Source organism: Ensifer sp. 22521, assembly GCF_052044795.1.
In the GTDB taxonomy this organism is placed as follows: domain Bacteria; phylum Pseudomonadota; class Alphaproteobacteria; order Rhizobiales; family Rhizobiaceae; genus Ensifer.
The window spans coordinates 58148-69286 of record NZ_JBQENM010000033.1 but is presented as its reverse complement, the minus strand read 5'-3'; the positions used below and the strand labels follow the sequence as shown (position 1 = coordinate 69286).

Here is an 11139-nt window from a genome sequence, read left to right as displayed (position 1 = left end):
CAGGGTTTCGTATCCTCCTTGAAACGCGATACTGGTTGACTACATGTTGTAGATGCATCATCGAGAGACTATGAACCTGCGTTCCCTACCCGACGATAGACGAGCAATGCTGCGGGAACTGGAAGATGCCTGCGTAATTTCGCGGGCGCGCCTTATCTCACGCGTCATGACCAACATCTTCGACGAGGAACTGCGGCCGTTCGGCCTAGTGTCGTCGCAACACACCTTACTCGGTTCAATCATGCGGATGGGCGTCGCGACGCGTGCCGAAATCGGCCGAGCCAACTGCCTCGATCGCTCCACCTTGACGAGAAACCTCAAGCTGATGCTGGACGCGGGATGGATCGAAGAGGTCCCCGACAAGGTTCAAGGTCGTCAGCGCCCCCTTCGGCTGAGCAAAGCTGGCGAAGACCTGCTGTTTTCATCCATGCCGGCCTGGCGGGCGGGGCAGGAACGAGCGTCCAAGCTGCTTGGGCAAGCAGGCTTGAGCGCAATCAAGACCGTCGCGGACGACATTCCGCGCGATTAGCCGGAATCTGAAATTATGGTATTGCATATACAACACTGCTTCCTATGTGTTGTATATGCAGCATTAGGACGCCGCGGAGCGCCTGATGCCATTATCGAAAGGAGAAATGCGATGACAACGATTCTGGTGACCGGTGCAACCGGAGATACGGGGCGTCCGACCGTGAAGGAACTGCTGAAGAAAGGCCTAAAGGTCCGCGCCCTCGCTCGTCGGGAGGACGCTCGCTCGCAGGAGCTGGCCAGTCTGGGTGCCGAGATCGTTTATGGGGACATCACCAGCCTGCGCGATATGCGGCTGGCTTTCGACGGCGTCGACCGCGCTTACTTCTGCTATCCCATTGCCGACGGTCTCGTGGAGGCGGCAGTCATCTTCGCACAGGTGGCGAGAGAGCAGGGCGTCGAGCACATCGTCAACTTGTCCCACAAGCAATCCAGGCCCGACGCGCGCAGCAAGGTGACCCAGAACCATTGGCTTTCGGAGCAGGTGTTCAAGTGGTCAGGCATCCCGACGACGAACTTGCGCATCACCTTCTTCGCCGAGTGGCTCCTCTACATCTCGACATTCATCCAGCGCGGCCGCTACGTCATGCCATTCAACAAGGATGGCCGCTTTGCTCCGCTGGCCGCGGCCGATACGGCGAAGATCATCGCCAACATCCTGGAGAAACCGGAAGGCCACGGCGGCCAAGCCTACCAGCTGCACGGCCCGAAGGAGTATAGTCACGAGGAGCTCGCAGCAGAGGTTGGTCGGGTCCTCGGAGTCGATCTGCCCTTCGAGCAGCTTACCGTATCGGCCTTTCTGGAGCTCGCGGGGCTCGAGGATGACACCGTCTTGCGGCGGCACTTCGAAGCTGCGGAGCTGGACCAGCAAGAGGGTCTCCTCGCCGGTCTCGATGACATCGGCACGAAGATTATTGGTGGCCCGCTGATGACCGTAGAAGCTTTCGTCAACGCGAACCGGGCGCGCTTCGTCCGTGAAACGCAAACGTCACTCGACCGAAATGAGAATCCTGTGCGTTTTGGGGCGGATATATCAGGGTGACTAATCCAGGTCGCTAACCGGGGCGATCCGGAACGCATGTTTCGGAGCTGCATCGTCCACCTCGAAAATGCCATGGCTTTGCGATTAATTCACCGGCCACTGAGCCGAATCCTCGAGTGCGTAGCGACTGGCAGCTGCGCACTCGATGGACGATAGCTTTTGGCCGAAGCAGATGCTCACATCCAGGTCAAGGTACGACCTGGAGGGGTCGACAGCAGTCAATAGCCGACCTGCTGATTTAAGCCGATATATCGGGATATCGCCGACGAGACCATCGCGCCTATCACGCAGGACCGCTTCCAGGAAGCAGACCTTGAGCGTGTCGCCAAGGTAGACGACGCCAAACCGCCTTGCCGGGTCACGCCGGCGGGGATCACTGAACCGGCTCGGCGTCTTTCCATATCCTAGCGGGTCGGGAAAGGCACTCGCATAGATTCGTCCAAATCGACGACCGGCAGGAATGGTCTCGATGTCGAGCACGGAATTTTCGAACCCCGCGGGCGGCTTGATTCCCGTCATTCAGCGAAAATCACCGCGGGCGACACTCTCGGCCGCTGCAACCACTTCACCGTCCTGACCACGTTTCAGCGCATCCAGAGCCTTCCGGCCGTCCAGACCACCATGTGGCGTGACAAGGAAGCGGTAAACCGCCCATGCACCGCCGAGGATCTCGTGCAGTTTCGGAAGGACGGCATAGGGCCGACCGTCCCGATCGAGTTGCCATGACGGAAAACGGAAACCCCGCTTGGCTCCGTCGAGACCGAGAACCTGCCCGTTCTGCCGCTTTGTGTTGACCGTGACACGCGAAACGCCGAGCAGGTCCGCGAACGTTTCCGCGCTCAGCATATCATCCTCCGCGAGAATCTCCGCCACACGACGCTGGCCGCGCTCCCGTGCTGCAGTCAACGCTGCCTGGAGCTCGTCATCCGGCTCTGGCGCCTCTTCAACCGGAAACGCAACCTGACGAGACTGCGGTTCTTCTTCCACGACTGAAATCGTCTGCGCTCCGGCCAGCGGATCCACGACGACGCGGAAACTGACCTGATGGCCGGCCTTTCGGCTCAGCTTAATCGCCTTAGCGTATTGCCTGATCAACGCCTTCTCAAAATCTGCCTTCCGGGGCAGCTTCATCGAGAGCGCAATGTCGGAAGAAGCGTTTCGGGGCTCGTTAGCAACAGTTTTCGTAGTGGGCATGGTCTTCAGTCTCCTGCGCTACAATTTAGGCAAGATGTAGAAGTTCGTCAAGTTTGTTAAGTTCGTAAACATACGGCGGCATTCGGGCAGTGCAGGTTCGAGTCCTGCCGCGCCCACCACCATCCTGATCGCCAAACGCCTGGTGTCGGAGGTCTTGAAAACCAATCTCAGCATTCCCAGATGATTTTCCGTCTTCTTTCATCCGGTTAGATAGGAAGGAGGGAAACATGTATCTTCCGGAGATGCCATGGTCTGTACCGTTGCAGGTAACGTTCCAGAACGGCAACAATCGCACCTTTTCATCGGTGTTCGACGCGCTCGTTTTTCTGGAGAACGAGTGGCCGCGACGTCGCGGACGGCGCTACGAGCAAGCCGTCGAAGTCTGTCGGCGCGCCCTTAACCGAAAGATGCCGGTTGCGATCGCGCGTGAAGCTTTCGTCGCTGCGTGTCTGGAGGCGGGCCTCCCAGCGAATGGGCTAGCCCACCGCACCAGCTCGAGAAGCGATGACAGGCGCAATGCCGCATAGGTCAGGATGGGAATGCTCCGATGTTTGACCCAGTGGAAAGTGCCTGGATAAGCCCGACCGAGTTGAACTTCCTGCAAAGGATCTTCGACCGGGTTTGCATGTGGTGCCAGATTGATCGGCCCAGCGAGCGTGCCGACCACCTCGCGACTTACCTGTTGCATGAATATCGGGCTGGTATTCGCGACGAGACAGCTCTTTTCGAAGCAGCAATGTGGCGCGAAGCGGGCCGTTCAAAGTCCGGCCCCATGCATGAGCATGACAAAGGGTTCGACGACACGACAATCAACTAGACATGTGGCGCGCCGTCCTCATGGCGCGCCAATCGTCTGAACCATTCGCCATCGATGATGCTCCAGTTGAAGATGCGGCGCGATCGCCGACGATAGACTGCCGCGACAATCATTTCCGATCCCCGCGCTAGGGTGCGGGCGACATTTACGTGGATCGGTTTACTTCAAGATTTTCCAAGCTCGCCCCGCACGGTGAGGTGCTCAAGCTTGACGGAGATGGGAGAGCTGTCAACGATACGGCTAAAAGCGATAACCGACACCCAGCGCGCCAAGCCTCGTAGCGTCAATTCCGGACGATACATTATGCGATTTTCGAGCTCCTCCCGCCGCGCGTGGATCGTTCCACGCCTCCTCCCAGAACCGATTAAGTTCAAAAGCGCAGGAACCTCCGCCCGTGTCGCAGTGGGTTTGTAGCGCCGCGCCTCACCGTCCTGCTTCCTTGACCGCGCGCCTTCCCTTACAATCCCTTCCGGACACAATGGAGTTCCGACATGAGCGAAGACGCCTTCAACATGTCGATCCGCAAGTTCCTGAAGGAAGTCGGCATCACCTCGCAGCGCAAGATCGAGGATACGGTGCGCGAAGGTTCTCACCTTCTCCCTGTTGGCAAATCGACCGAGGCGGCCCCTACGTTCCACGGCGCGAGCGCAAAACCGGATTGGCTCTTTCCGCAGGCGACAGCACCGGAAGCCACGTCATCCGACTGGCGGCCAATGTTCCTCGACTATCTGTCCCTTGGATACAACGCTGCGACGGCGTTCAGCCCAACCGACGTGCTACCGCTGACACGACGGGCGAAAATGTTGATGATGGCCGAAAGCGCGATCTCGCTCCTGACTCTCGTCCTCGTTGCGGCCCGCGCAGTCAACGTTCTCCCGTAGCGGCACGTCAGCGGATCACGTCGCCTCGTTGACGTAGAGAAAATACGTGTCTTTGGGCGCGCCCGGCGGATGCGGCAGCGGACGCGTCCCCGCAAGTTCGAGCGGCAAATCGGACAGGACGATGGCATGCGGCGAAAGGACCGCCGGGAGGCATCGGCTCAGTTTGGCGATTGTCGCAATATTGTTCGCTTCGACATATGAACCCATATCCGCATGCGCCAGGATGACTTGTCCGCCAAAGCGGGTGGCTGCGGCAGCAAGCGTCTGCTCGATGTCGCCGAGCAGTAAATAGTTCTGTGGCGGCGTGCAGTCGGCGAAACAGTCGATCTCGCGATCCAGCACATAGATCTCGCGCTCCGGCAGATGGATGCGCAAGTGGTCGTAGGTGCGACCGTGACCCAGCCCCATCTCGAAGACAATGCCCGGACGGCCGGCTATCTCTCTGAAGGCCCATTCGAGGCAGATGTGCTGGGCCTCCAGGCGGAAGAGCAATTTTTCGAGCCGGGAGTCTTTACGTCTGCGTTCAGCACGCGTTTCTTTCAGTGTGGCACGTGTCGGCATACTTATCGTCCCTCCGGGTCATGGAATCGAGCGCGGCTAGGATGGCTCCAATTGGCGCCGGCGCGGTGCTATCATTCGTCAGGCGTCGGCCTCTCTCCAATCCGATCAACTGGTAGCGGTGAGCGGCTGAACCGTTTCGGGTCCGCAATGCGAGGCCGGACATGCCTGGCAGTTGGGTATCGAGCACGACACAGGCCACACGACTATCCGGATCACGTCTCCGCGAAAATGCCGCCACTTGAAATCACTCATCAAATTATCCGCTGCAAATAGTCGTCGCAAAAACCCTCACGCAGGCGATTTTTGCAACAGGGCCGCTTACCCTAGGAACTGCTGATCGCCATCTTCAGCCATCGCTCAACAAGGGTGAAGCCCCGAGTGGTTATGGAAATCCGGACGACCGATAGCCGAGGCGGTAGCCAGCGTTGACATGCGCAATGCGGTCGCCAAAAGGGAAGTAGCTTACAGTATGCAACGCCCCTGCTACGGTTACGTCGGCATTTCGCAGCGCGGAGGCTGCACGATGGCGAGCGCTGCCGACATCCCGTCTCGGCGGCTGTTTGCCATCTCCATGTTCCCGGCGGAGCGTGAGCGTGAGGTACCATCGACCGCCGGAACGTGGGTCGGCGCCGCGAAGGTCACCAACGAGCATTCGTCATCATCGCATGCCTAGGCATCGTTACGATTCCGTGAGCGGCAGCAGAGACCCTGAGATGTCTTCTTACCGGACTGGTGCAGCGCCGGCACGGCCGCGCGCGCCCGTCACTGACCGTGGCAACCGCGAAACTCCTTCAAATTTTTTCCTGCGAATCCGCCTTCGACGATCGACATTCCCAGCCGGTTCCGCCATTCGCGGGCGCTTGGAGCCGTACTGGGGCTCACGCCGGTGCTCAACCAGTCCGGCGAGAGCAAACGGATCCATGTCTCCCTTTGCGGAGATGTCATGCTGCGCGCGCTTCTGTATGAGGCAGCGCAGTCGATGCTGACGCGGCTGGTGAAAAGGTGCTGGCTCAAAGCATGGGCAATGAGCATCGCCCGACGGCATGGCAGCCTCGAGCGTTTGAAAAGGGGGAGAGATGCGAGAAAGCAATCTGAAACTGATCAGGCTGCCATTTGAGGCCGCCGGCATCCTGTTCCAGAACGAGGGCGACTGCTCAGCGGCGGACTGAGCATTCGTTTCCGCTCCCCCATCCGTCGCCGCCGGCTCACAAAATTAACGTCGCTCGGGTCCGGAATCCTCAGCAGGAGAAGATCCGCTTCCAGTCGATACATTATGCGATCGTAGACGCACGAAACCGGAACAAGCAGTGTACAGGCGGCGCCGTCGAGACAGTTTCATCACTGGCATTGCCGTGTAGCCGCCGGTCCTTATCGCCATGGCGTCCCGGAGGCTGACGCTTTCCGGTAAAGGCACCAGCCAGTCTCCACTCACACGCGCCCTGGCCGCCAGTCCACCCCACAATGCCGTTCCCCAACGCCCCAGCCGCTCAGACAACCCGATCACCCGGCTCAAAGGCGGAATTGGAACTTTCGGCAACGACGCCCTCAAAATCGATCCCAGGCACCATCGGGAAACTGCGACCACCGGCNGGTCGCAAGAGCGTCCTCCTGCCCGCTGTCGGACTTCTCGATCAGGACGGCGTCAAACATCTGAGCTTCCCATTCTTGCCTACGCGACTTTCTTTGCGTTGGGCGTAGAGCAGGCCACTTGCGAATTGACCATGGCGTCAACCGCTTGGGGCAGCGTCAGCACACCTATGGCCTGACCGGCGGCATCGACAACGGCGATCTCGTTTTCCCCGGCCAGCGTCATCGCTCTTGCGGCTTCCTCCAACTTCGCGCCGGCCGGCACCGAGATCTTTAACTCACGGGCCGAAGCATTCAGCGCGGTGGCAACCGTCTCAACATTGATGACGCGGGAACGGTTCACCTCCCGAACAAAGTTGGCGATGTAATCGTCGGCAGGGTTCATCACGATGTCCTGCCCGGTGCCCTGCTGTACGACTTCTCCATCCCGCAAAATCGCAATGCGATCTCCAAGCCTGAGCGCCTCGTCAAGATCATGGGTGATGAATACGATCGTCTTCTTGATCTCCTTCTGTAGATCGAGGAGTACGGTCTGCATGTCGACGCGAATGAGCGGGTCCAGCGCAGAAAACGCCTCGTCCATCAGCAGGATCGGCGCATCGTTCGCCAGCGCACGAGCAAGACCGACACGCTGTTGCATACCGCCCGACAACTGATTGGGATATTTGCTCTCGAAACCCTTGAGTCCGACACGTTCGATCCACCGCATGGCGCAGTCGACCTGCCGGTTACGAGGTGCCCCTTGTATCTCCAGGCCATAGAGGGTGTTTTCGAGAACGGTGCGGTGCGGAAGGAGCGCAAACTTCTGGAACACCATAGCGGTCTGATGCCGACGGAACTCACACAACTGCACGGCGTCCATCTTGACCACATCCTCGTCGCCGATGACGACTTCACCTGATGTTGGATCAATAAGGCGGTTGATGTGGCGGATAAGAGTGGACTTTCCCGATCCAGAAAGGCCCATGATCACCTGAATGCCGCCAGCCGGCATCGAGATGTTGATGTCTCTCAGACCGAGGACATGGCCATGTTTTGCGTTCAATTCCGTCTTCGTGACACCTTGCTCGACAAGCTTGACGCAATCCGCACCATTTGGACCGAATATTTTGTAGAGCTTTTTGATTTCGATGCCGAAGCCACCAATTTTTTTGTTACCCATGAACCACCTCCCGGTGCTTTTGAAGGCGCGCGCCGAAAGCTTGGCTGACGCGGTCGAAGATGATGGCGATGCCGACGATGGCGAGACCGTTGAAAATGCCGAGCGTGAAATACTGGTTGGAAATCGCCTTCAGCACCGGCTGGCCGAGACCCTGCACGCCGATCATCGAGGCGATGACCACCATGGCGAGCGCCATCATGATCGTCTGGTTAATGCCGGCCATGATGGTGGGGAGCGCAAGCGGCATCTGCACGTTCTTCAGCTTCTGCCAGTTAGAGGACCCGAAGGCATCGGCGGCTTCGAGTACATCCTTGTCAACGAGGCGGATACCGAGATTTGTGAGACGGATCATCGGCGGGATGGCGTAGATAACGACAGCGATCAACCCCGGAACCTTGCCGATGCCGAGCAGCATGACGACAGGAATGAGATAGACGAAGCTCGGCATGGTCTGCATGACGTCGAGGACCGGATTGATCGCGTTCTGCACCCGATCAGAGCGTGACATGGCGATACCGATGGGAATACCGACTACGATCGACAGGACCGTGCAGACAAAGATCATCGAGACCGTCTTCATCGTGTCGTCCCACATGTCGAAGTAGCCGATCAGCAGGAGCGTGACGACCGTGCCAGCGACGATCTTCCAGTTCCGGCTGGCGAACCAGGCGACAGCAGCTATCAGTAGGAGGATGATCGGCCAGGGCTTCGTCATGAAACGCTCGGACCAGATCAGAAAGTGCTGTAGCGGCTCAAAAATCGCTTCAAGACCGTCGCCATAGGCACGAGTGAAACCGCGAAACCCCTCGTCGATCGCCTTCTTGAGATCGCGCAAAGACGCATCATCCATGTGCGGAAAGCTGAATAGCCAATCCAAAGTTTATCCTCCTCGATAACGGTAAGCGTATCCTTCGACGTGCGTATTCGTTGCCGGCGCGGCATGTTTCATCGAGGCGCGCTAGCAACGTCTTAAACGGGATCAGAGCGCCGCCTTGATCTTTTCGGCGGCTTCTGGCGACACCCATTCCGTCCACATGGCTTCGTTTTCTTCGAGGAAGTGCTTGGCACCGTCGTCGCCGCTCGCCTGGTTGTCGGTCATCCAGGCCATCAGCTTGTTGACCGTATCGTTGCTCCAGGCGCGCTTGTTGAGGTAGCCCATGACTTCCTCGCCGGCGCGCTCGGAGAACGCCTTGGTGACGAGCGTCTGGACCGTATCCTCCGGCCAGTCGTTTTTCTTCGGGTCCGGGCAATCCGCGACGGTGTTGCAGCGCTTCCACTCGGCCGCATCATGGGGCACGCCATGCTCGACCTTCACCATCTCGTACTTGCCGAGAAGCGCGGTCGGAGCCCAGTAGTAGCCGACCCATCCTTCCTTGCGCTCGTAGGCCTTGGCGATTGAGCCGTCGAGGCCGGCGGCCGAACCCGTATCGACCAGCGTGAAGTTCGCCGCATCGCCGCCATAGGCCTTGTAGAGCTGGCTGGTCACGACCGTGCCACCCCAGCCCTGTGGGCCATTGTGGATCGCACCTTTCGATTTGTCTTCGGGGTCCGGGAACAGTTCCGGATGCTTGAGGACATCATCGATTGTCTTGATGTCCGGATGAGCGTCGGCGAGGTATTTCCGGCATTAGGTAGCAAAAACCACCAGACCTGAAATGGCATCCCGACTACCCTGGTTCCGGTGAAAACGGAGCCTCGAATGAGTGTAGCGTACGAGTTGAAGCAGAAGCGGGCCGCCTTAGTTGAAAGGTTGCAACAGATTGCAACGGAGCAAACCGAGATTCAGGGACTGATGAGAGCGCTGGACCGCGTCATCCTGAGCTACGAGCCCGACTACCAGGCATCCGCGCTGACGAGACCTGAACAGGGTAACCGCTCTCGAAAGGCAAAGCCGTCGTCATCCGAGGTGAAAGCGGCGATGGGCGGCGTAAACAAGCGCCAAGCCGTCTTGGAGGTCCTGCGCGAAGCAGGAGAACCGATTTCGGTGACCGACTGCGCAGCGAAGTTCGCCTCCAAGCTCGGCATCCCAAGCGAGCCAGCCAATCTCTCAGACATCGCACACCGCCTGTCGGCGGTCCTTACCCAACTGACGACTGCGGGACGCGTTCGGCAGTCCGGCCATTTCGACGGCCGTCAGGTTCTGTGGGAGGTCGCCGCTTAGCCTTCCCAGATCAGGTCCGGCGGTTTGTTGCCCTGCCAGTACCCACACAGATAGCGTGAGGTCGGGCGAGACAGTGCCTTGCCCAGCACCTGGAACGTATGGCCTCGATTGCTCACCTGTCGGCAGTCCTCGCGCCACGCGAGCTCGGCCACGTACCAGTCGAAGTATTTCAACGAAAACCGATGGTGGATGCCGACATAGGCCCGTTGAACCCGCGAGAAGAAGCTCTCGACCTGGTTGGTGTTCGTGCCGTCGTCGGTCTGATAGGCCTTTGAGTGGTTGACGCGCTCCAGCTTGTTCAGGCCAGCCAGGTCGTTATAACTGCCATGCTCGTCAGCGAAGACCGTCGCATCCCGCGACACGTGATCTCGAACGGCCGCCCAGGCTGCGTTGCTGTCTTCGTCTCGGATGATCCGGGTGAACGTCTGCCCTCCCAGTCCGCGCTGGCGGATCGCAAGAGCGCACAGACGCTTCATGTTCTGGTATTTCTTGAGGCGACGATCGATGCGATCCTCGGCCTTGTTTTCAGGACGGATGTGGCCGCCAGCGTACTTGCCGTCAATCTCGACCTCGCCATCGAGCACCATCTCCTCCCTGCGCCATGCGATGGCCTCGCGCAGCTTCATCAGTAGGACCCAGGCGGTCTTGTATTGCACGCCGATCTCGCGCGAGAGCTGGAGCGCCGCCTTGCCTTTCACCGAGTTCGCCGAGAACCAGATGGCGATGAGCATCTTCTTGAAGCTCAGCTTGCGTGCATGGAAGACGGTGCCTGAGGTGACGCTGAATACGGCCTTGCAGGTCTTCTCAGTGCATTTGAAGCGGTCGCGGCTCATCGTGTGGCAGCGCAACGTTCCGCACTTGGGGCAGTAAGGCTCGCCTTCCGTCTCGTGCCAGCGCAGGCGCTTAAACCAGTTGTAGGCAGTCGTATCCCGCATCTTGGCGAGATCGAGCACCGTCAGCGTTCGGCACTCTGGCGACAGCAGGAAATGCTGGCCCTTGGGCGTGTCTTCGGGGTTCGCCATGGCTCAACCCCTCCGCGATCCGGAGTAAGGTCGGGCGTATTTCCAAGCCCCCGCCCATGGCACTGACGGCCAACACCGAAGCGTAGCTGCGGTGGGCAATGGCGGCGGTAGCGATGGCGATGAGCGTCATGTTCAGGCTCCAGAGGTCGACAGCAGGCACAGCGGATCGGCGACCGAAGGCCGC

The 11139-nt window shown here is 59.2% G+C and carries 12 protein-coding genes and 4 pseudogenes; 8 read left to right on the top strand and 8 right to left on the bottom strand.

Features of this window, described 5'->3' with window-relative positions:
* The first annotated feature begins 70 nt into the window (after positions 1-70).
* Together ACTJKE_RS32085 and ACTJKE_RS32080 are read left to right on the top strand one after the other, a co-directional pair.
* Positions 71-529, top strand: coding sequence for a MarR family winged helix-turn-helix transcriptional regulator (locus ACTJKE_RS32085; protein ID WP_063891506.1), 459 nt, complete (start codon positions 71-73; stop codon positions 527-529).
* A 111-nt stretch (positions 530-640) separates the two neighbouring features.
* Positions 641-1570, top strand: coding sequence for an SDR family NAD(P)-dependent oxidoreductase (locus tag ACTJKE_RS32080; RefSeq protein WP_440691910.1), 930 nt, complete (start codon positions 641-643; stop codon positions 1568-1570).
* An 84-nt stretch (positions 1571-1654) separates the two neighbouring features.
* On the opposite strand, the gene ACTJKE_RS32075 is transcribed toward ACTJKE_RS32080, so the two are convergent.
* Positions 1655-2089: an RES domain-containing protein gene (locus ACTJKE_RS32075; RefSeq protein WP_440693486.1), complete on the bottom strand. Its 435-nt coding sequence runs from the start codon at positions 2087-2089 to the stop codon at positions 1655-1657.
* The gene (locus tag ACTJKE_RS32070) at positions 2090-2764 is read right to left on the bottom strand and encodes a hypothetical protein (RefSeq protein ID WP_058325848.1); all 675 of its coding nucleotides are present in this window, start codon (positions 2762-2764) and stop codon (positions 2090-2092) included.
* Positions 2765-2991: 227 nt separating this feature from the next.
* Between ACTJKE_RS32070 and ACTJKE_RS32065 the strand changes: the two genes are divergently transcribed.
* From ACTJKE_RS32065 to ACTJKE_RS32055, 3 genes and pseudogenes are all read left to right on the top strand, one after another.
* Entirely contained in the window at positions 2992-3291 is a 300-nt protein-coding gene (locus ACTJKE_RS32065; protein WP_058325849.1) for a DUF982 domain-containing protein, read from the top strand.
* Between the two features lie 20 nt (positions 3292-3311).
* On the top strand, positions 3312-3581 hold the full coding sequence (locus ACTJKE_RS32060; RefSeq protein WP_058325850.1) for a hypothetical protein: 270 nt from the start codon (positions 3312-3314) through the stop codon (positions 3579-3581).
* 491 nt (positions 3582-4072) lie between these two features.
* Positions 4073-4168: pseudogene (locus ACTJKE_RS32055) on the top strand (DUF6494 family protein); the annotation flags it as partial.
* A 309-nt stretch (positions 4169-4477) separates the two neighbouring features.
* Here ACTJKE_RS32055 and ACTJKE_RS32050 read toward each other — a convergent pair.
* Entirely contained in the window at positions 4478-5023 is a 546-nt protein-coding gene (locus ACTJKE_RS32050) for a class I SAM-dependent methyltransferase (protein ID WP_058325852.1), read from the bottom strand.
* Positions 5024-5492: 469 nt separating this feature from the next.
* Here ACTJKE_RS32050 and ACTJKE_RS32045 point away from each other — a divergent pair, with 469 nt between their 5' ends.
* Positions 5493-5696, top strand: a complete 204-nt coding sequence (locus tag ACTJKE_RS32045) for a hypothetical protein (protein ID WP_440693484.1) — start codon at positions 5493-5495, stop codon at positions 5694-5696.
* Positions 5697-5840: 144 nt separating this feature from the next.
* A pseudogene (locus ACTJKE_RS32040) lies at positions 5841-6071 on the top strand (transposase); the annotation flags it as partial.
* A 276-nt stretch (positions 6072-6347) separates the two neighbouring features.
* On the opposite strand, the pseudogene ACTJKE_RS32035 reads toward ACTJKE_RS32040, so the two are convergent.
* From ACTJKE_RS32035 to ACTJKE_RS32020, 4 genes and pseudogenes are all read right to left on the bottom strand, one after another.
* Positions 6348-6603 (bottom strand): annotated as a pseudogene (locus tag ACTJKE_RS32035) (alcohol dehydrogenase catalytic domain-containing protein); the annotation flags it as partial.
* An 89-nt stretch (positions 6604-6692) separates the two neighbouring features.
* Positions 6693-7772, bottom strand: coding sequence for a quaternary amine ABC transporter ATP-binding protein (locus tag ACTJKE_RS32030; RefSeq protein WP_058328387.1), 1080 nt, complete (start codon positions 7770-7772; stop codon positions 6693-6695).
* Positions 7765-8649 (bottom strand): ABC transporter permease, encoded by an 885-nt coding sequence (locus ACTJKE_RS32025; protein WP_440693482.1) that lies wholly within the window; start codon positions 8647-8649, stop codon positions 7765-7767. Before ACTJKE_RS32025 ends, ACTJKE_RS32030 begins: the two co-directional genes overlap by 8 nt.
* Before the next feature lie 102 nt (positions 8650-8751).
* Positions 8752-9393 (bottom strand): annotated as a pseudogene (locus ACTJKE_RS32020) (glycine betaine ABC transporter substrate-binding protein); the annotation flags it as partial.
* A gap of 78 nt (positions 9394-9471) precedes the next feature.
* On the opposite strand from ACTJKE_RS32020, the gene ACTJKE_RS32015 reads away from it, so the two are divergent.
* Positions 9472-9933 carry a hypothetical protein gene (locus tag ACTJKE_RS32015; RefSeq protein ID WP_440661643.1) on the top strand — a complete coding sequence of 154 codons (462 nt, stop codon included), beginning with the start codon at positions 9472-9474 and terminating at the stop codon, positions 9931-9933.
* Here ACTJKE_RS32015 and ACTJKE_RS32010 read toward each other — a convergent pair.
* Complete coding sequence (locus tag ACTJKE_RS32010; protein WP_440661642.1) at positions 9930-10955, bottom strand: IS1595 family transposase; 1026 nt, start codon at positions 10953-10955, stop codon at positions 9930-9932. The genes ACTJKE_RS32015 and ACTJKE_RS32010 overlap by 4 nt on opposite strands.
* Positions 10956-11139: the final 184 nt, after the last annotated feature.